Origin of the sequence: Halomonas korlensis (genome assembly GCF_900116705.1) — a bacterium.
Lineage (GTDB): Bacteria > Pseudomonadota > Gammaproteobacteria > Pseudomonadales > Halomonadaceae > Halomonas > Halomonas korlensis.
On record NZ_FPBP01000004.1, the window covers coordinates 128609 to 149281 of the forward strand.

Sequence of the window (20673 nt, forward strand, 5' to 3'; positions counted from 1 at the left end):
TCGAGGATACGTGGCGCCTGCATGGAGGTTGCGTGTTTCACTGCCTTGTCTCCTCTTCATCGATCTGCTGTCGAAGGTTGATGTTGCGTTCGATGTCGGTCAGCGCCTCGAGCTTCTCGTCCAGCGCGGCGTTTTCCTCTTCGAGGGTCGCGATCTCCTGTTGAGAGCTGGCGAGGCGCCCACTCATGGCGCGCCGGCCCTCCAGCTCATTGAGCCAATAGCGCAGCAGCGGCTGCAGCTCGACGGGCGCGGCATGCAGATCCGCCTTGTAGAGTTCCGAGGCGTGGTCCCATTCATTCTCGCTGCCCCAGGTCAGCACGATCGCCCTGGCCAGACGACGCTCGGCGGTTTCGGCCTGCAGGCGCGTCAGCATGTCGTTGCGCCACTCGTGATCGCCGCGCTGGGAGGCCAGGCCGAAGGCTATCCAGTCGGACAGCAGGCAGGGCACATCGTTGAAGTTGGGCAATACGGCCTTGCAGCCGGACGAGACGGGCTTGACGGACTCGTTGTGGTCTTGCCGAGCGAAAGGCTCGTCGGGTAGTAATTCACAGCCCCCCAGCAAGAGGGCCATCAGGCAGACCAGCAGCGGGCCGATTCGCAAGCGTCGTCGCATCGTCATGGTTTCCTGGAAGAGAGATGGGTGGGCCCCGGCTCGAGACGGGGTTCATGGCGACCCGATTCGCTGGCACGGGACGCTTTGTGATCAGCCTCTTCGAACCAGGGCGCTTCGACAAGGGGCTCTTCGATAAGGGGCGCTTTGATAAAGGGTTCGTTGATTGAGGGCTCGTGGGCAATAGACTTCTTGATGAACGACTCGCTGTCGTAGGCGTTGGTTTCTCGCGCCTCGTCCGCGACGGGCAGCGCGCTGGTCAACCTTGGCAGGGTCAGGCGAAAGCACACGTCGAGGTGCGGATGCTCGACCAGCGCCAGGCTGCCGTGGTGCAGGCGAGCGCAGTCGGCGGCCACCGACAGGCCGATGCCGGAACCCTTGAGCGGACCCTTGCGACGAATGCGGCCCTGATAAAAGGCTTCGAATAGCCGCCCGCGATCCTCGTCGGCAATCGGCTCGCCGCTGTTGGCCACCTCGATCATCAGCTCATCGAGGTGACGGTAGGCACGAATCTCCAGCCTGCCGCCGTCTTCCCCATAGGCGATGGCGTTGGAAATCAGGTTGTCGAGAATACAGCTAATGGCACTGCGGTCGGCCCGCCATTCGAGGGGCGCATCGAAGTAGGTGACGCGCATGCCCTTGTTGCTCAGAGCCAGGCGATGCTTGGCGAGCACCTCTTTGACCACCGTTGCGATGTCCATGCGCTCGGGCTCGATGGCGCGATTGTGCTGCAGGAGGTTGTAGTCGAGAAGCTGTTCGATCAGGCGCTGCAAGTCGCTGCCACTGGCGTCGATCAGGTCGAGTATCTCGCGCTGGCGAGGCGTGAGTTCACCGGCCACCCCATCGGCGAGCAGCGACGAGCCCTCGCGCACGCTGGCCAGCGGTGTCTTGAGCTCATGGGACATGTGGCGCAGAAACTGCTGTTTCTGCTCCTCGAGTTCCTCGAGGCGCGAGGCCAGCCAGTCGAGTCGCTGGTCGAGCTGAACGAGCTCCGCGGGGCCCTGAATGGGCCTCGCCGTCTGAGGCTTGTTGCCACTGCCCAGGCCCAGGATGCGGCGCTCGAGCTGGTGCACCGGACGGATGATCAGCCAGGAGAAGTAGAGCATCAGGATCAGGCTGGCCGAAACCAACGCCGCGGTCTGCAGCCACAGCCGGTTCTGCACGTTAGTGGCACGCTCGCGGATCGCCTCGATACGCAGGTCGATCTGCTCATTGGTCGCCCGGCGCATGGCGTCGGTATTCTGGGAAAACGGATAGAAGGCCACCAGACGCTCGCGAAACTCCTCGATGGGCAGTTCAGGCAGGCGAGCCAGCTCTTCCAGCTGGCCGTCGAGCGTGGCCACCTCCGGACTCTCGGGCAGCAGCTCGCGGTGCAAGGTCAACAGCGTCTGGTATTCATCCAGCCGCTCGTAGTAGATATCCAGCAGGCTCTCCTGCTCCAGCACGGCGTACTGGCGGGCCCCACGCTCCATTTCCAGTGCCAGGGCGCTGAGGGTGCGCGCACGACGCGTCTCCTCGACGGCCTGGCGAGCGCTCACGTCGGCCAGTCGCGACAGTTCGGTGAGTGCCTGGCCGGCCTGGAACATCAACACGGCAAGGGGCAGCATTACCAGGAGAAAGGCGAGTAGCACGAGCTGTAGCAGCGAGCGTGGGCGCCAGCGGCGGGAAACCCGAGAGATCATGACCAGCGTTCTTTGCAGGGGAGTGAGAGATACTGCCATTGTCCGTCCCCAAAGAATAACAGAGTTCTGCCGGTCAGCCTTCTTCGTACGGCCCGCTTCGTGCGCGTCAGCGTGAAGCATAAAAAAGGCCGGCATAGCCGGCCCAATACGCAGGGAACTGAAGGGGTATGGAAAGTAGCTGACGTATTGCCTGATCAACGCCGTCAACCGCTATCCAAATGGGCCGAAGCCCGCGAAGCCATGCGAAGGTCATTTGCCAACAGGGGCTGACGTTCACATGCGGGTGACGAACCATCGCGTGGCGCGCCGCCCTGCTCCGTTCCTGACACTCTCGCTCTAACCTGATCGACAGCGCGAGTGCTCGATTCGATCCCCCCGAAGGGGGATGAGGCATCCTTGCCTGGGCCTCCTTGCCCGCTCGGGTCACGTCCTTGCCTGTGCGGCGAACCCGTCTCATCGCAACCTTAAGTCACACATCGCTTTGAGCAGACGCTGATCGCTTCGGGGTTCAGGTGCACAGGGCAGTGTTGACCCGAACGTCCTTGACGATCAAAAGCGGTTCGAGCCGTAATGAACCACTTTCGTTGCTCACCCTATCACTTGCCAATGCCGTGCCAATATCAAGCTATTTTCTTCTATTTCAAAAACTTAATCGATCATAAAGCACCCCGGGCGACACGCCTAGGGACCGAATCGACGAAATAATTTCCCCTCAGGCGCTGATCTGTCTTATTTTTGAGACATTCATTGACGCTAAAATAGAAAGTTCATCTAATACAGGCCATTACGCTGTCTGCATTTGGCAACAGCACCGGCGAGCCCGATAGCTTCTGAAGATGGCGTGCTGCGAACGAGGAACCTTGGCACGCGTGACAATGCCATGCCAGGCGCCGCTCAGCCGAGCGGCTTGATGAGAACCTTGGATTTGCGAGCGTAGCTGTAGGTGTCGCGTTTCAGGAGCGGCAGGTCGGCGATGTCGGCCAGGCCAAAGCCGTGCTCAAAGAACCAGTGCGCCGTATGGGTGGTCAGGGCGAACAAGGCCGAGAGCCCGAGGCGCCGGGCACGACGCTCGATCTCGGCCAGCAGCAGTTCACCGCGCGCGCCGCCACGGTAGTCGTCATGCACCGCCACGCAGGCGAGTTCGGCTATCCCGGCGTCCGCAAAGGCATGCAGGGCCGCGCAGCCGATGATCATGCCGTCGCGCTCGATCACCAGGTAATCGTCGATCTCGTGCTCGAGGCGCTCGCGGGAGCGTGGAACCAGCATGCCGCAGCGCTCGAGCGGGTCGAGCAGTTCGAGCAGGCCGCCGATGTCGCCGAGCTCGGCGGGGCGCAGCTGCTCGTAGCGATGCTGTGTGATCATGGTGCCCACCCCGTCGCGGGTGAACAGCTCGCCGAGCAGCGCATCATGATCATGCCAGGAGAGCAGGTGGGTGCGCGCCACGCCATGGCGGGCCGCGGCACAGGCCGCGCGCAGATGCCGCGCCGGTTCATCCGCGGTTTCCACCTGGCGCAGCAAAGGCTCGGCTTCGGCGGGGGTGAGCTGGCGCTGCATCTGGCCGCTCTGGTCGAACAGGCCGCTGGCCTCGCCAAGCAGAATGAGCTTGTCGGCGGACAGCGCCACGGCGGTGTGCTGGGCGACCTCGGCCGCATCCAGATCGAACACTTCGCCGGTGCTGGAAAAGCCCAGCGGCGGCAGCACCACCAGTGAGCCCTTCTCGAGCAACCCCTGGATGACGCGCGAGCGCACCCGGCGCACTTCACCGCTGTGGTGAAAGTCGATGCCTTCGCGCACGCCCAGCGGCTTGGCCATCACCAGGTTGCCGGATATCGCCGTCAGCTCCATGCCGTGCAGCGGCGTATTGGGCAGCCCCAGCGATAACCGCGCTTCCAGCCACATGCGCTGCTCGGCGGCGATGCGTTCGACGATGCCCATGATCGCCTGATCGGCGACCCAACGCCCCTGATGGCGCTCGGGCACGATACCCGCATCGTCGAGTGCCTGGCGTACCTGAGGGCGAATACCGAACACTACGACCAGGTGCACGCCAAGGGTGTGCAGCAGCGCCAGGTCCTGGATCAGCTGCTCGCCACGCCCGCGCGCCATCGCCTCACCCTCGATAAGGATGACGAAGGTTCGGCCCCGGTGAGCGTTGATATAGGGCGAGGCATTGCGAAACCAGTCGACGAAGGGGAAACGTGTATCCAAGGCCGCACTCCGGCAGCAGATGTTCGGGATCAGGTGAGACCCGATGATAGCAGAGCCAACAAAACGGCGGCACCACCGCCGTGATGCCGCCGCCCTCGTGACGGGCCTGGCGCCGGACTAGCCGAATATGCCCTTGAAGGTAAAGAAAAAGAGGATAGCGAGGCCGGCGCCGGCCGGCAGGGTGATCAGCCACGACATGGCGATGGTGCCGATGACCCGCAGGTTGAGCGCCGCCATGCCACGGGCCAGACCCACGCCCAGCACGGCCCCGACCAGGGTGTGGGTGGTGGAGATCGGCAGCCCGGTGCCCGAAGCGAGCACCACGGTCACCGCGGCGGCCAGGGTGGCGGCGAAGCCGCGACTCGGGGTGAGTTCGGTGATGCCGGTGCCCACGGTGGCGATCACCTTGTGGCCGTAGGTGACCAGGCCGACGACGATACCGCCGCCGCCCAGCACCAGCACCCACCAGGGCACCAGGGCCGCCCCCTCGATCTCGCCACCGGTCTGCACCACGCTGATCACCGCCGCCAGCGGGCCCACGGCGTTGGCCACGTCGTTGGAGCCGTGAGCAAAGGCCATGGCACAGGCGGTGAAGATCATCAGCACGCCGAAGACACGCTCCACGCCGGAGAAGCCGAACTGGTCGGTCTGGCGGTTCGAGGCCTTGACGCGACGCTCCATGGCCACGCCGAGCCCCGCGACCACCAGGCCGGCGAGGATCGAGAACAACAGGCTGGCACCGAAGCCGAGGTCCAGGCCGACATGCTTGAGGCCCTTGGTGAGGGTCACCATGGTCACCGCGAAGCCGACCAGGAAGACGTACATGGGTACGTAGCGCTTGGCGGCGCTGAAGGGGTCGCGGGCCTCGAAGATCAGGTGCTGCACCGACTTGAAGAGAGTGAAGGCGATGGTGCCGGCCAGCAGCGGCGAGACCACCCAGCTGGCGGCGATCTTGCCCACCGAGCCCCAGTCCACGGCACCCGCACCCAGGCCAGCCACCGCGAAGCCGACGATGGCACCGACGATGGAATGGGTCGTGGAGACCGGCCAGCCCTTCACGGAGGCGACCAGCAGCCAGGTCGCCGCCGCCAGCAGGGCCGCGAGCATGCCGTAGACCAGCAGCTGGGGATCCTCCTGCAGCAGCTCGGGGTCGATGATGCCCTTGCGGATGGTGTTGGTGACCTCGCCGCCGGCCAGCCAGGCGCCGAGGAACTCGAAGATCACGGCGATGATGATCGCCTGCTTGATGGTGATGGCCCGGGAGCCCACCGAGGTGCCCATGGCGTTGGCGACGTCGTTGGCGCCGACGCCCCAAGCCATGAAGAAGCCGAAGAGGCAAGCCAGGATAATGAATGTGTCGCCGTGCTGCGCAATGATCGACATAGGGAGGCGTCCCAGGTGGCGGTCGAATGGAGGAAGCGGAGAGAACTGCCGGTGCGGCTTAGCTGGCCGTCATGATCTGCAAACGGCTACCAACGCGTTCGGCGCGGTCAGAAACTTCGCCGACCCAGTCGATGATCTTGTAGAGAAAGATCACATCCACCGGTGGCAACTCGCTCTCCAGCTCGAACAGCTGGCGGCGGATGGCGACCTGCTGGTGATCGGCCTGATTCTCGAGGTTGTGCAGCTCGCGGATGAGCTCCTGCATCACTTGGGTGACGTTGCGCCCAAAGCCCGACTCGAGCAGGTCCTTGAGCTCTTCCAGGGCCTGGCGCGACTGAGCCACGCAGGCCACCGAGGTACGCATGTAGTCGCGCATCGGCTGGGCCAGCGGTTGCGGCACCTGCATGCGCCGGCCGAGCATGATGCCGGTGATATCGCGCACCTTGTTGGCGATCTTGTCTTGTACGCTGATCAGGTCGAGAAGATCGGTACGCGAGACCGGCAGGAAGATAGTATTGGGCAGGTTAAGGCGAAGTTCGGTCTTTAGCTCGTCGGCCTCGTGCTCGAGCCGCGTGATGTTCTCGCGACACTCGGTGGCAGCGTCCCAGTCACCGGCCAGCGTCGCCTCGAAGAAGGGCAACAGGTGATTGGCACATTCATGGGTCTTGACGATGTGCGCCAGCAGCGGCTGGAATGGCGAGCGGCCGAACATCGCTGAGAACGGGTTGGTAGGCACCATGGCTACGCCTGCACTTGAGGAAATGGCGGCGTCAGTATAAAGACCCATCATCGTTACGTCATGGAAAAGTCTTCAAAAATTCACTGGAGCGAGGTGGCACGATCATGAGCCAGGAAATCGAGCTGAAGCTGGCCCTGGCAAAGAGCGGTCCTGCCCAGTTGCGCGACCACCCTCGTCTGGTGGGCATCACCCCGCGCGTCACGACCTTGGGTAACACCTATTTCGACACCCCCGGGGCGGAGCTGGAAGCGGCACGCATGGCGCTGCGGCTGAGGCGCGATGGCGACCGGCTGCGACAGACCCTCAAGACCCGCGGCCAGGGCGGCGGCGGGCTGTCCACTCGCGGCGAATGGGAATGGGAGGTGCCGGGCCCGGGTCTCGATTTGCGCGGGCTGGCCGCCCTGCCGCCCATGGCCGGCTTTTCCGAGGCGCAGCTGGCCCGCCTGGCGCCGCGTTTCGCAACCGACTTCCGTCGCGAGACCTGGCAGCTGGAAGAGGCGGAAAGCCACATCGAGCTGGCACTCGACCTCGGCGAGATTCACGCCGGCGAACGGCGCGTGGCCATTCGGGAGACGGAACTGGAACTCAAGCGCGGCGAGCCGGAGCGCCTGTGGGCACTGGCCGAAGCGCTGACCGACCATGTGGGCCTGCGCCCCGCCGATACCAGCAAGGCCGAACGCGGTAACGCCCTGCTGACCGGGGAGTGGCGGCTACCGGAGGGCGGCCGACAGTCCAGTAGTTGGCTGCATCGTGCGGTAATCGCCCTGGACGCCTTCACCGATACCCAGGCGCCGGCCTGGCGCGAAGCGGCTCGCCACGCCTTTGAGCAGTTGGCCGAACTCGACGGTGGCCGCTATCGTCGTGAAGTCGAGCCCCTCGTCGCCGGCCTGAACGCTTCCGACTGGCCGACGCCGGCCTTCGGTCGAGCGGCGCTGCAGCTGGTGCGGCGTCTGCCCGCCGATGCCATGCTTTGAGCCGATGACCTTTCGTAACATCAGCGAGGCACCCATGATCGAACCCTTCAAACCCGCCGCCGAAGGCACTCGTAAGCGCATCTTCCAGGTGATCTTCGAGTCGGACACGCCACTCGCCAAGGGCTTCGACATCGCCCTGATCGTGATGATCCTTGCCAGCGTGCTGGTGGTGATGCTCGACAGCGTAGCTGCCTATCGGGTCGAATACGGCGAGATCTTCTATTGGATAGAGTGGGGCTTCACGCTCGCCTTTACCCTCGAGCTGGCCGTCCGCCTCTACTGTCTCGACAAGCCCTTCACCTACCTGCGCAGCTTCTACGGCATCATTGATGTGATCGCCATCCTGCCGACCTGGCTGGTACTGCTCGTACCCGGCGCCCAGTCGCTGGTAATCGTGCGCGTGCTGCGGGTCCTGCGGATCTTCCGGGTCCTGCGCCTGATGCAGTTCGTCGGCGAGGGGCGGCTGCTGGTCGATGCCCTGAAGAACAGCGTTCACCAGATTTTCCTGTTCCTGTTCACCGTCTTCATGCTGGTCAACATCTTCGCCGCGTTGGTCTTCATGATCGAGCCCGCCGAGGCCGGCTTCTCCAGCATTCCCACGGCGGTGTACTGGGCTATCGTCACCCTGACCACGGTGGGCTACGGCGACATCGTGCCGGTAACGCCGCTCGGCCAGGCGATTTCGGTACTCGTGATGCTGATCGGCTACTCGATCATCGCCGTGCCGACCGGGGTTTTCTCGGCCGAAGTGATCCGCTCGATCCGTGCCGATCGCTATTCCGACGAGGCCTGCCCGGGCTGCGGCCACGACCGCCACGAGCGGCGCGCCAAGTACTGCCTGCTTTGCGGCACCTGGCTGGACGAAACGACGCCGGACCCCAGAGCGACCGCCGGGGACGCGGTTGCCCGCCAGGACGAGACGCGCAGAAACGACAACGGGGCCTGAGCCCCGCTGCCGAGAGTGTGTTCTTGCGGAATGGCTCGGACTAGATACGAAAGGGGTCGGTGTCGCCGCGGCCCTCGCGGACAATGATCGGTGGCAGCTCGCGCAGATCGATCACGCTGGTAGGCTCGAGATGACAGGCCCCGCCATCGATGATCAGGTCCAGATGTGCCCCAAAGCGCTCGCGAATCGCCTCGGCATCGGTCATGGGCAGGGTGTCGCCGACCGGGATCAGCGTCACGCTCATCAGCGGCTCGCCCAGCTCGGCAAGAAGTGCATGGGTGATGCGGTGATCGGGCACCCGCACGCCGATGGAGCGTCGCTTGGGATGCAACAACAGCCGCGGCACCTCGTTGGTGGCCTGGAGGATGAAGGTGTAAGCGCCAGGTGTACGTGCCTTGAGCAGCCGGAAAACGTCGTTGTCCACCTTGGCGTAGGTGCCGATCTGCGACAGGTCGGAGCAGATCAGGGTGAAGTTGTGCTTGTCGTCCAGCGAGCGCAGCCATTTGATCTTCTCGATGGCTTTCTTGTCGCCCAGATGGCAACCCAGCGCATAGCCGGAATCGGTGGGATAGGCAATGACGCCTCCGTTACGGATGATCTGGATGGCCTGGTCGATCAAGCGCTTCTGCGGATTCTCGGGGTGGATCTGGAAGAACTGGCTCATGCAAGCTCCGATGATGTCGTCATGATGATAATCTCGGTCATTGCCACCGCCCCCCTCAGGCCACGGCGGCGACCATCAAACCGGCCAGACGCGGGTGAGTCCAGACCGGCAGTGTCGCGGTACGCGGCACGGGGCTCATGCTGCCCGGCGCCAAGTGTCCGCCTGGGAAGTGGAAGTCACTACCAAGCGAGGCATAGAGGCCACGCTCCTGCAATTGGCGTGACAGGTCACGGGTGACATCGGCGTTCTGGAACCCACTGATCAGCTCGGCCGCCTGCCCTCCGGCCTCGTGAAAGGTATCCAGCAACAGGCCCCGTTTGCGACGGGTCAGTCCGTAGCGCAGGGGGTGGGCCAGTACCGCCACCCCACCGGCATCGAGAATCCAGCCGACCGCCGTGGCGATCTCCGGCCACAATGCCTTGACGTCGCCGGCCTTGCCATCGCCCAGGTGCTTCTTGAACGCCGTGGCCACGTCGGGGACCAGCCCTGCCGCCACCAACGCCCGGGCGAAATCCGGCCGCCCCAGCGGTCGAGCCGACCCCGCCTGCTCGCGAGCCCGCGCCAGCGCATCGGCCAGGCCGACTTTCTCCAGCTTATGGGCAATACGCTCGGCCCGCTTGCGGCGCGCGATCGCCTGGGATTCGAGGCCCGCCACCAGGCTGCCCCTGGCGCCGTGCGGCAAGAGCGCGACGACATGGATATTATGACCCTGCCAGCGAGTGGAGAGCTCGGCGCCCGGCAGCAGGAAAAGCCCCTCGCGCTCGGCGGCCTCGCTCGCCTCGGCAACACCTTCAAGCGTATCGTGGTCGGTCAGCGCCATATGCGTGAGCCCACGCGCCTTGCACAGCGTCACCACGTCGGCAGGCAGCAGGGCGCCGTCCGAGGCAGTGGAATGCATGTGCAGGTCGATGGCAAGCGGAGCAGGATCGCCATCGAAACGTTCTGGAAGACCATTCATTGGCATGACGCCGGCGGGTGACTTTGTCAAAATATGCCTTCATGGTGCTTGTCCGACCGACCGTGGTCAATCTCGACACCACCGCCACTTGCGGCACACGCCGCTCAACGAGGAAGTTACAGCGATGCTCTATGCGATCATCAGCGAGGATGTGAAAGACAGCCTGGAACGACGCCTGGCCGCTCGCCCCGACCACCTGGCCCGCCTGGAAGCCCTGCGCGACGAGGGCCGTGTGGTACTGGCCGGCCCTCATCCTGCCATCGACAGTGACAATCCCGGCGAGGCGGGCTTCACTGGCAGCCTGGTAGTGGCCGAGTTCGACAGCCTGGACGAGGCGCAGGCCTGGGCCGATGCTGACCCCTACATGATCGCCGGCGTCTATAGCCGCGTCAGCGTAAAGCCCTTCAAGAAGGTTTTTCCATAAAAAAGTCTTTCCATAAGTAAGTCTTTCCTAACGACGATTCTTTCCACAGCCGCTTACCCACCGTCTCTGTGGATAACTCTGTTAACACGCCGCGGACGCCTTCCCCCAACCGGGATGGCAAGGCCCTGCGGCGTCACTGATCATTTTTTGATCACTTCACCCGCTACCGAACCATGCGGAGCCTGCCGTGACCCCCGCCACTGACCTGCCGCCCCTCAGCGCCCTGTCGCCTGCCCGATTGGACTGGCGCCGCGACGACAGCGGCCGGGAAGTGCCCTACGCCACGGTCTTCGACGACGGCTACTTCTCGCGTCACGACGCTCGCCTCGAGACCGAGCACGTATTTATCGCCGCCAACCGCCTGCCCGAACGTTTCGCCGCCTGGCAGGAAAGGCGCCCATTCGTCATCGGCGAGACGGGCGTCGGGACCGGGCTCAACATGCTCGTCGCCTGGGCATGCTTCGAGGCCCATGCCCCGCCCCGGGCGAGGCTGCACCTGGTATCCACCGAGAAGTACCCGCTCGCCCGGCCGGACCTGGCCCGGGCCCTGGCCGTCTGGCCCGACCTCGCCGTGCGCGCCGCACGCCTGATCGCCCAATGGCCCGAGCCGGTCGCCGGCGTGCACCGGCTTTGGCTCGACGCGCGGGTGACGCTGGATCTGCATTTCGGCGATGCCACCGAACGGCTCGAGCGGCTCGACGGACGGGTCGACGCCTGGTTCCTGGATGGCTTCGCGCCCTCCAGGAACCCGGCCATGTGGCACCCGGCGCTGTTCGCCGCCATGGCGGCTCGTTCACGCCCCGGGGCGACCTTCGCCACCTTCAGCTGCGCCGGGGTGGTCAAGCGCGGACTCGCCGCGGCCGGCTTCGCCTGGCGCAAGGTGCCGGGAATCGGGCGAAAAGGCGAGATGCTGGCGGGCGAGATTGCCTCTCCCCCGCAGGACCCGCGCCGCGAGCCGACGCCCTGGTTCACGCCACCCGTTTCGCCGACGCCACGCCATGTCGCGGTAATCGGGGCCGGGATCGCCGGCACCAGCGTCGCCGCGGCCCTGGCCCGGCGCGGCGTTCGCGTCACCCTGCTCGATCGCCAGGCGCCCGGCGCCGGCGGTTCCGGCAATGCCCAGGGCGCGCTCTACGTGAAACCGGCGGCACAGACCAACCTGCAGAGCCGGGTCTACCTGGCCGGGCTGCTCTACAGCCGACGCTGGCTCGAGGCCCTCGACCCCGAGCATGACCTCTGGCGGCCTGCCGGCGTGCTGCAACTGGCTAATAGCGACAAGGAACGCAAGCGCCAGGCGAATTTCCTCGCCCGGCACTCTCTGCCCGAGAATGTGGTCGCCGGCGTGGACGCCGCTACCGCCAGCGCACGGGCGGGCGTCCCGATCACCGACGGCGGGCTCGACTATCCGCTGGCGGGCTGGGTGCGCCCCGCCGCGCTCTGTGAACGATTAGCATCCACACCCGGCGTGACGCTGCGCCGCGCCGAGGTAACGAGACTGGAAAAAGCCGAGCAAGGCTGGGCACTGGGATTGAGCGACGACGACTCGCTGCACGCCGACCAGGTGGTGATCGCCACCGCCACCCAGGCCAACGGCTTCGCCCAGACAGCGTCGCTGCCGCTGCAGCCGGTGCGCGGCCAGGTCAGCCAGGTGAGGCTCCCCGAGGGAGCGCCTGAGCTGTCGCGGGTGGTCTGCGCCAGCGGCTATGTCACGCCGGCGCTGGACGGCGTGCTGACGTTCGGTGCGAGCTTTCACCCCAACCAGACGGATACCCAGGTACGCCAGGCGGACCACGCCGCCAACCTGGCCGAACTCGAGCGCACCTTGCCGGCGTTTGTCGCGGCCCTGCGCAAGGCGGGGGCCGAGCTTGAGGCGCACCAGCTCACCGGGCGAGCCGCCCTGCGCGCCGCCAGCCCCGATAAGACTCCCTACGCCGGGCCGGTCCCAGACGCTGCGGCCTGGCGAGCCGACTATGCCCTGCTGGCCAAGGACGCCACACGGGTCGCCGAGACGCCTGGTCGCCATCATCGCGGCCTGTGGATCAGCGCCGCACACGGCTCGCGCGGCCTCGCCAGCGCCCCGCTGTGCGCCGAGCTGATCGCCTCAAGGATCTGCGACGAGCCCATGCCGCTGGAATGGCCGTTAGTCGATCACCTGCATCCAGGACGGCGGATCATCCGCGATCTGGTGCAGAGCAAGTCGCGCTAGCCTTCTTCCTCATCATCGGCCAGGTCGCGACCGAAGCTGCGCCACTGGGCCAGGGTCATCACCTCGGTGGTTTCGGTCTTGAGGTCATGGGCGATCAGCAACTCGCCGCGCTCGAGCTGGGTCTTGAGCTGTGCGACCCAACCGCGCATGCCCTCGCCGGTGTCGGTGGTGTCATAGCCCTGGCGAGTGACGAAGACTTCCAGCAGGGCGTCGAGTGTCTCGCCCGGCAGCATACGGTACGGCACCTCGATAAAGCGATCACCGCTCATGAGTCGATCTCTCCCTTTTCCCACGCGGCCAGCCGCTCGAGGAAGGTAGCCTCGTCGATGACCTCCACACCAAGCTGGCCGGCCTTCTCGAGCTTGCTGCCGGCGGCCTCACCGGCTACCACGCAGGCGGTCTTCTTCGATACGCTGCCCGCCACCTTGGCGCCCAGCGCCTGCAGTCGCGCCTTGCCCTCGTCACGGGTCATGCCCTCGAGCGTGCCGGTGAGCACCCAGGTCTGTCCCGCCAGCGGCTGTGGGCGCGCGGCGATGGTCTCCTCCTGCCACGTCAGGCCACAGGCGAGCAGCGCCTCGATGGTCTCGCGGTTATGCGGCTGGCGAAAAAACGTATGCACATGGGCCGCGACGATCGGCCCGACATCCTCGACCGCCTCCAGCGCGTCAATGGGCGCTTCCATCAACGCCTCCAGGTTACCGAAGTGGCGTGCCAGGTTGGCGGCGGTCGCCTCGCCCACTTCGCGGATGCCGAGGGCGAAGATGAAGCGCGCCAGTGTCGTCTGCTTGGCGCTCTGAAGTGCGGCCACCAGTTTCTCGGAGGACCTCTTCGCCATGCGCGGAAGCGTAGCGAGGCGCTCGGCCTCGAGCCGAAAGAGATCGGCCGGGGTCGATACCCAATCGAGCTCGACGAGCTGGTCGATGAGCTTTTCCCCCAGGCCGTCGATATCCAGCGCCCGCCGCGAGGCGAAGTGCTTGAGCGCCTCCTTGCGCTGCGCCGGGCAATACAGCCCGCCGGAGCAACGCGCCACGGCCTCGCCGTCCAGCCGCTCGATCTCGGCATCGCAGATCGGGCAACGCACCGGAAAGACGATCGCCTGGGCATCGGCCGGGCGCTGGTCCTTAAGCACCCGCACCACCTTGGGAATCACGTCGCCGGCGCGGCGGATAGCCACCGTGTCACCGATCATCACGCCCAGGCGCACGATCTCGTCGGCATTGTGCAGCGTGGCGTTGGAGACGGTGACGCCGGCCACCGAGACGGGCGCCAGCCGCGCCACCGGGGTGATTGCGCCGGTGCGCCCGACCTGGAACTCGACGTCATCGAGGCGGGTGGTCGCCTCCTGGGCGGGAAACTTGAAGGCGATGGCCCAGCGCGGCGCCCGGGCAACGAAACCCAGTTCGCGCTGCAGACGCAGGTCGTCGACCTTGATGACCGCGCCGTCGATGTCGTAGCCGAGGCCGTCGCGTTTCTCGCCCAGGCGCCGGCAATAATCGAGCACGCCCTCCGCGCCCTCGACCACCTCGAGCGCTGGGTTGGTGCGAAAGCCCAGCCGAGCCAGGCGGGCCATCAGCTGGCTGTGGGTCGTCTCCTCCGGCGCCGGCTCGAGGCGCGCCACCTGGTAGGCGTTGAACTGTAGCGGCCGGGTCTTGGTGATCTGCGGGTCCAGCTGGCGCAGGCTGCCCGCGGCGGCGTTACGCGGGTTGGCGAACACCTTGCCGCCTTCCTCGCGGGCGAGCTGGTTCAGCGCCTCGAAGCCGGCATGGCTCATGATTACCTCGCCACGCACCTCCAGTAGCTCGGGATACGCATCGCCGCGCAGCTTCAGGGGAATCGAGCGCAGGGTGCGCAGGTTGGAGGTGACGCCCTCCCCGGTGCGCCCATCGCCCCGCGTGGCGCCGCTCAACAGGCGCCCCTGTTCATAGACCAGCGATACCGCCGCGCCGTCCAGCTTGGGCTCGCAGCAGAAGGCCAATCGCTCGGCGTCGACTTCTAGGCGCTCGGCCACCCGCTTGACGAAGGCGGCGAGTTCCGCTTCGTCGAAGGCATTGTCCAGGGACAACATGGGTACCGCGTGCTGCACCTTGGCGAAGCCGGCATCCGGCGTCGCCCCGACGCGCTGGGTGGGAGAATCCGGTGTCACCAGTTGTGGATAATGCGTCTCGATATCCTGTAGCTGACGCAGCCGGCGGTCGTAGTCGTCATCGGTGAGCTGTGGCTCGTCGAGCACGTAGTAGCGATAATTGGCGTCGTCGAGCTCGGCGCGCAATCGCACGACCTCGTCGATGGTGTCCTTGTCGGGCTGGGTCATTGCATCCTGATTCCCGGTCTATAGCGAGGGAGCGTGAAGCTCGCGCGGTTCCCTAGCTTATCAAAGCGACAACCCCCGATGGGCCGCCATCGGGGGTTGTCTTCCAGCTGGTTGACTTCCAACTTCAAGCTTACCGCTTTGGCTAATTCACCTGATAGCGGTTGAGACGATTGCGACGTTCGAACTCCTGCACGCGCTGACGAGCGAAGCCCACGGTCTGCGCCGTCATCACGCTGTGGTTCTCGTCCTTGAGCTCGCCGCCCAGATGACGAACGATCACCATGGCCGTTTCAACCATGGCCTCGAAGGCCGCCGTGGTATCGCTGGCGCCGGGCAGCGGCATCAGCAGCGTCACCCCGGTGGTCCGGAAATCGCCCATGGACTCGATGGGGAAGGTGCCAGGCTTGAGCACGTTGACCATCGAGAACTGCAGCTGACTTTCCGGGTCCTCGGTCTCGAAGCGATGGAAAATGCCCATGTCGCGGCTGTAGCGAAGCCCACAGGTCAGCATCAGATCGAGCAACGCCGTGCCGGAGAAGCCCTGCGCGTCGCGTGACATGACGCTGATGACGATGATCTCCTCGGCATGGCTCAGGGCATGGCGGGCATGCTCGGCGCTGACGTCGTGACGCAGGGCCTTCTCGAGTACCGGGTGTGCACGCACGACCTCGCTGTTGGCGTCTGCATCACTCGAAAAGCCGTCATCGGCGGCCGGGAAGGCACGTGAGGCACCGCTATCACGCGGCATCTCGTCGGCGTGGCGGGCACGCGGTGGGGCAAACAGCGGATCGTCATCATCGGCCTGAGCGATCCGGTCGGCCTCGCGGCGACGCCGTTCGGCTTCCTGCAACGCCTTGTCTTCCGCGGCCTGCTCCTGGGCCTGTCGACGCAGTTCGGCATCGCGGGCGGCCTTGTGACTTCTCTCCTCTTCGCGGCGCACCTTATTGAGCCGCTTCTGTTCACGACGATCCGCCAGGCCCTGCTGGAACGAGGCATACGAGCGCTGCATGCTGGCGCCCATGCGCCTGGAGCCACTCTTGAACGAATCACCGACGCCATCCAGATCCACCAGCCGGTAGCGCTCGGCATCCTGGCTATCATCGTGATCTTCGGGCTCGGCCGCCAATCGGGCCTCGGCGGAGCTCGCGGCGAAATCGTCGTGATCGTTGTCCAGCGCGGAGAGGCTGGGCTCGCGACGCGTACCCTCGCTCATGGGGCTCTCGAGACCATCATGACGAGAGTTTTCAACAGCGTCATCGGAAGCCGCCGGGCGCTCGGGTATCGTCCCCCGCGTAACCCTCCCCGAAGCAGCAGTGGTCTCGCGAGCCGGTTGCCGCGCCGGCTCACTGGCAGGAGTAGACGCGGCAGTTGGTGCCGACACCCTGCTTACCGCCTCAGTGCGCTCGGTCGACATGCCAGGTGACTGCGTACGGGCATCATCACGAGGCGTCGCGTCGGCCGACGGGGATGGCGACGAATGGCGAGACATCGAGGTTTGCCGGGATCCCGCTCCGGCCCGCGACTCACCGAAGCCAGCCAGGACTCGAGAGCCACCGGGATGTTCCTGGCGCTGCAACTTGGGCTTGGCCTGGACCCCACTCGTTTCCGCGGGTCGAATGACTCGCGCCCCGCCATTGGGAAGTTCCCAGTTGATTTCGGCCTCTCGGGCCGCTGCTTCGGGGTCGAGACTCGCATCTTTTGCGTCATCCGGGACCTCGTCGAGACGAGGAATTCGGCGCTGGCGCTGCAGGCGACGCACACCATCGATCACGATGAGTGTCACCAGCGCCAATCCCAGAATGATCAGCCACTCTCTAAGTTCCATGGGTCGTCATGCCTTTTGCTAAGGCGCCATGCCTGATGGTTGTTCGTCAACAGCATAGCGCGATTGCCAAAAAAAGGGCCACTTTTTTATTTGTCAAGTTCAAAAACTTAATTACCTAACTCGACGCCGCCCTGTGCAATCGCCCTTCGTTTATCCCTAATACTTCCGTGCAATGCAGCAATTATACCTTCCTTGTTACCTTGTTTCCCATTGACGTTCAAGCTCGTCAGGCCTCGGCCAGGGCCGCAGCCTCCTCGACCCCGACCGCCACCAAACGTGAAACCCCCGGCTCCTGCATGGTCACACCCATCAGCCGTTCCGAGGATTCCATGGCAATCTTGTTGTGCGTTATATAAATAAACTGCACCGTTTCGGACATCTCTTTAACCAGCTTCGCATAGCGCCCGACATTGGCATCATCGAGTGGCGCATCCACCTCATCGAGCATGCAGAAAGGTGCCGGATTGAGCTGGAAAATGGCAAAGACCATCGACAATGCGGTCAGCGCCTTTTCACCCCCGGAAAGCAGATGAATGGTGCTGTTCTTCTTGCCGGGAGGGCGTGCCATGATCGCCACCCCGGTCTCCAGCAAATCATCGCCGGTCAGCGTCAGCCATGCCGTTCCACCACCGAAGACGCGGGGGAAAAGCGCCTGCAGGCCGTCGTTGACCCGCTCAAAGGTATCACGAAACCGCATGCGGGTTTCCTGATCGATGCGGCGAATCGCCCGGTCCAGCGTCTCCAGTGCCTCGCTCAGTTCGTTGTGCTGGGCTTCCAGATAGTCACGCCGCTCGGCCTGTTGATCGTACTCCTCGATCGCTGCCAGGTTAATCGCCCCCAGCCGGCGGAGCCTTTCGCCGAGCGCCTCGAGCCGCTCCTGCCAGGCGGAATCGGTCGCCTCGGGGTCCAGCGACTCGGTGAGCGCCACCGCGTCGTGACCCAGCTCGCGCAGCTGCTCGTCCTGGGTGTCGGCCTTGAGCGCCAACGCCTGGACCTGCATGCGCCCCTCCTGAAGGCGTTCGCGAATGCCTTCGAGGCTGCGTTCATGGCCCTGACGGGCCTGCTCATCCTCGCGCAGCCGTTCGACCAGCTCGGCGGCCCTGCTACGCACGGCGTTTAGCGCGCTCTCTTCCCGCTCGCGCCGGTCCAGGAGTTCGTCGAGACGCTCGTGGCGCTCTTCCTCTGGCTCGCGCAGCGCCTCGCGTTCCACTTCGAGATCGGCGACGCGATGCTCCAGGCGCTCACGTGTCTCGTCGGCACGGCCCTGCTGTTCGGCGAGGCCGGCACGCTCGGTGACCAATCGCTGTTCGTCCAGCGCAAGCTGCTGAGCCTGCTCGGCCAGTGGGCGCTGGCGGCTGCGGAGCGCCATCAGGCGTTCACGCGCCTCGCGGCGCTCGCGCTCGAGGCGCTCGCGCTCGAGCGCCCCGTCTTCCAGCCGTGTCATAGCCTGCTGCCAGAGGTCTCGCTCCTCCTCCTGGGTCAGTACCGTCTCCTCGCGCGACTCGGCTAGGACAGCGAGTTCTTCGGCGAGTTCAGCCGAGCGACCCTCGAGATGCTCGAGCCGGCTGGAAAGCCCGCTATCCTGTACTGCCAGCTGCTGGCGCGCCTGGTCCAACCGCCGCTCTTCCAGGCGGCACGCCTCGAGGTCGGTTTCGACCTGCTCGACGCACTCGGCTGCCGCTTCCAGGCGCCCTTGCTGCTCGGCCAGGCGTGATTCACAGCGTGCCAGCGACTCCTTGACCTCGTCTTTCCGACGACGGCTCACCAGCAAGCCGTCGAGACCATCGCCCTGACCGCGATGACGCACCCAGTCGCGTCCCACCCAGAGCCCATCGGCGGTCATCAGGCTCGTGCCGGGCGCGAGACTCGCACGTGCCTCCCAGGCGATGTCACGCGAGGCCACGCACTGGATGTCGGCCAGCCACTGGCCGGCCGCCCCGGCCCCCTGGACGCGAGCGGCGAGGCTGCCGGCCGGCGCAGGCGGCTGCACGTCTTCGAGCAGGCCGAGTTCGCCGGGGGCGGCGTCGAGGGCGGCGTCGAGGGCGGCTTGCCCCGAAGAAAGAGACGCGTCGAGCGAGGTCATGCGGGCGCGCAACCAGGGCGCGAGCACCCAGGACACTGCGTCTTCCCAGCCGGCGTCGACTTCGAGTCTTTCGCCCAGCCGCGGCGCTGCCGCCAGAAGATGCTCGGCCAGGTGGGCGTCCATCGCCTCGTCATGATTGGTCAGTGCCGCCTCGATCAGCGCCTCCAGCGAGGCCAGCTCACCCTGCAGGGTGCTGCGGCGCTGGCGTTCGTCTTCGCGCTCGGCCTCGGTGAGGCGGGTTTGTTCGCGGGCCGCGTCGCGGCTCGTCTGTAGCTGGTCGCGGCGGGCTTCCTGCGCCTCTTGCTGCAGGTCCAGTTCGGCCAGGCGCTCGGCCAGCTCGCGGCGCTGTTCGCTGAGCCGGGCGATGTCGGGCAATTCTTCATGCTGCTGGCGTCGGCGGTGCTCGTCGGCATCGAGGCGTTCCAGGCGGCTCTCGATCTCGCGCAGGCGGTCCTGGCGGCGCTCGGCCTCGTGGCTGGCCTCGCGCCACTGTTCGCTGAAGGCTTCCCAGGCGGCGTCGGCCTCCTCGGCGAGGGGCTCGGCGTCTTCGAGAGCCGCTTCGAGCTCGGCGAGTTGTTCGGCGATCTCTTCCCGCTCGGGCGCCAGGGTCTCGAGGCGCGCCTCCAGCGCCGCCAGCCGTGCGCCGTCGTCCTCGCCCAGACGCGCAAGCTCGGTCAGCTCCCGGCGGGCGCTCTCCAGGTCGCGGGCGAGCTGGGCATCCCGAGTGCGGGCGTGCTCGAGATCCTGTTCGAGGCGCGCGATGGCGGTGGTGGTCTCGAAGAAGCGTGACTGTTGGGCATCGAGCTCGCCCGCCAGCCGGTCGTGGTCGGCGCGGGCCTGCTCGAGGCGTGTCTCGCATTGGCGCAGCCCCAGCACCTCGCGCTCGACGGCGGTCTCCAGCTCGCGTACGCGGTGTTCTTCCTCGGCCTGGCTGGCGCGCAAAGCGCGGGCGCGCAGCAGCGCCAGCTCGCCCTTCACCCGATGTTCTTCCTGCTTGAGGCTTTGATAGCGGCGGGCGGCCTCGGCCTGGCGCCACAGTCGCTCGAGCTGCTTGTCGAGTTCCTCGCGGATGTCTTCCAGGCGTTCGAGATTCTCGCGGGTTCGGCGCATGCGATTCTCAGTCTCGCGGCGCCGCTCCTTGTACTTGGAGATGCCAGCCGCCTCCTCGAGGGTCGCGCGCAGCTCCTCGGGACGCGCCTCGATCAGCCGCGAGATCATGCCCTGGCCGATGAGCGCATAGGAGCGCGGCCCCAGGCCGGTGCCCAGGAACAGGTCGGCGATGTCGCGACGCCGACACTTCTGGCCATTGAAGAAGTAAGTGGACTGGGCGTCACGCGTGACCTGACGCTTGACCGCGATCTCGGCGTACTGCGCGTAGACACCGCCCATGGCGCCGTCGCGGTTGTCGAAGTTCAGCTCGATGGAGGCCTGGCCGACCGGCTTGCGCGCGGTGGAGCCGTTGAAGATGACGTCGGTCATCGACTCGCCGCGCAGGGTCTTGGCCGAGGATTCGCCCATCACCCAGCGTACGGCATCGATGATATTCGACTTGCCGCAACCGTTGGGCCCGACGATGGCGGTCATGTTGCCATCGAAGGGCACCGTCACGGGATCGACGAAGGACTTGAAACCGGCCAGGCGAATCGAGGTCAAGCGCATG

The 20673-nt window shown here is 65.6% G+C and carries 15 protein-coding genes; 4 read left to right on the plus strand and 11 right to left on the minus strand.

The window, feature by feature from the left end; genetic code table 11:
• Positions 1-37: 37 nt before the first annotated feature.
• From BM341_RS07270 to BM341_RS07290, 5 genes are all read right to left on the minus strand, one after another.
• Positions 38-613 (minus strand): hypothetical protein, encoded by a 576-nt coding sequence (locus BM341_RS07270; protein ID WP_089794423.1) that lies wholly within the window; start codon positions 611-613, stop codon positions 38-40.
• A gap of 2 nt (positions 614-615) precedes the next feature.
• Positions 616-2331, minus strand: a complete 1716-nt coding sequence (locus tag BM341_RS07275; RefSeq protein ID WP_245784208.1) for a sensor histidine kinase — start codon at positions 2329-2331, stop codon at positions 616-618.
• Between the two features lie 855 nt (positions 2332-3186).
• Entirely contained in the window at positions 3187-4500 is a 1314-nt protein-coding gene (argA, locus tag BM341_RS07280; RefSeq protein WP_089794427.1) for an amino-acid N-acetyltransferase, read from the minus strand.
• 117 nt (positions 4501-4617) lie between these two features.
• Positions 4618-5883 carry an inorganic phosphate transporter gene (locus BM341_RS07285; RefSeq protein ID WP_089794429.1) on the minus strand — a complete coding sequence of 422 codons (1266 nt, stop codon included), beginning with the start codon at positions 5881-5883 and terminating at the stop codon, positions 4618-4620.
• Positions 5884-5941: 58 nt separating this feature from the next.
• Positions 5942-6622: a TIGR00153 family protein gene (locus tag BM341_RS07290; protein ID WP_089794432.1), complete on the minus strand. Its 681-nt coding sequence runs from the start codon at positions 6620-6622 to the stop codon at positions 5942-5944.
• A 104-nt stretch (positions 6623-6726) separates the two neighbouring features.
• Here BM341_RS07290 and BM341_RS07295 point away from each other — a divergent pair, with 104 nt between their 5' ends.
• Together BM341_RS07295 and BM341_RS07300 are read left to right on the plus strand one after the other, a co-directional pair.
• Entirely contained in the window at positions 6727-7596 is an 870-nt protein-coding gene (locus tag BM341_RS07295) for a CYTH domain-containing protein (RefSeq protein WP_089794434.1), read from the plus strand.
• Positions 7597-7630: 34 nt separating this feature from the next.
• Complete coding sequence (locus BM341_RS07300) at positions 7631-8542, plus strand: ion transporter (RefSeq protein ID WP_089794780.1); 912 nt, start codon at positions 7631-7633, stop codon at positions 8540-8542.
• 40 nt (positions 8543-8582) lie between these two features.
• Here BM341_RS07300 and BM341_RS07305 read toward each other — a convergent pair whose 3' ends face one another.
• Positions 8583-9206, minus strand: coding sequence for an L-threonylcarbamoyladenylate synthase (locus BM341_RS07305; protein WP_089794435.1), 624 nt, complete (start codon positions 9204-9206; stop codon positions 8583-8585).
• A 55-nt stretch (positions 9207-9261) separates the two neighbouring features.
• The gene (locus BM341_RS07310) at positions 9262-10170 is read right to left on the minus strand and encodes a PHP domain-containing protein (protein ID WP_089794437.1); all 909 of its coding nucleotides are present in this window, start codon (positions 10168-10170) and stop codon (positions 9262-9264) included.
• A gap of 118 nt (positions 10171-10288) precedes the next feature.
• On the opposite strand from BM341_RS07310, the gene BM341_RS07315 reads away from it, so the two are divergent.
• Entirely contained in the window at positions 10289-10588 is a 300-nt protein-coding gene (locus BM341_RS07315) for a YciI family protein (protein ID WP_089794439.1), read from the plus strand.
• 187 nt (positions 10589-10775) lie between these two features.
• On the plus strand, positions 10776-12794 hold the full coding sequence (gene mnmC / locus BM341_RS07320) for a bifunctional tRNA (5-methylaminomethyl-2-thiouridine)(34)-methyltransferase MnmC2/FAD-dependent 5-carboxymethylaminomethyl-2-thiouridine(34) oxidoreductase MnmC1 (protein ID WP_089794441.1): 2019 nt from the start codon (positions 10776-10778) through the stop codon (positions 12792-12794).
• Here mnmC and BM341_RS07325 read toward each other — a convergent pair.
• The 4 genes from BM341_RS07325 to smc all read right to left on the minus strand — a co-directional run bounded on the left by BM341_RS07325 (position 12791) and on the right by smc (position 20672).
• Positions 12791-13063, minus strand: a complete 273-nt coding sequence (locus BM341_RS07325; protein ID WP_089794443.1) for a YheU family protein — start codon at positions 13061-13063, stop codon at positions 12791-12793. The two genes, mnmC and BM341_RS07325, sit on opposite strands and share 4 nt — an antisense overlap.
• Entirely contained in the window at positions 13060-15105 is a 2046-nt protein-coding gene (ligA, locus tag BM341_RS07330) for an NAD-dependent DNA ligase LigA (protein ID WP_089794445.1), read from the minus strand. Before ligA ends, BM341_RS07325 begins: the two co-directional genes overlap by 4 nt.
• Before the next feature lie 142 nt (positions 15106-15247).
• Positions 15248-16930: a cell division protein ZipA gene (gene zipA, locus BM341_RS07335; protein ID WP_089794448.1), complete on the minus strand. Its 1683-nt coding sequence runs from the start codon at positions 16928-16930 to the stop codon at positions 15248-15250.
• A 226-nt stretch (positions 16931-17156) separates the two neighbouring features.
• Entirely contained in the window at positions 17157-20672 is a 3516-nt protein-coding gene (smc, locus tag BM341_RS07340) for a chromosome segregation protein SMC (protein WP_089794450.1), read from the minus strand.
• Between the last annotated feature and the right edge of the window lies 1 nt (position 20673).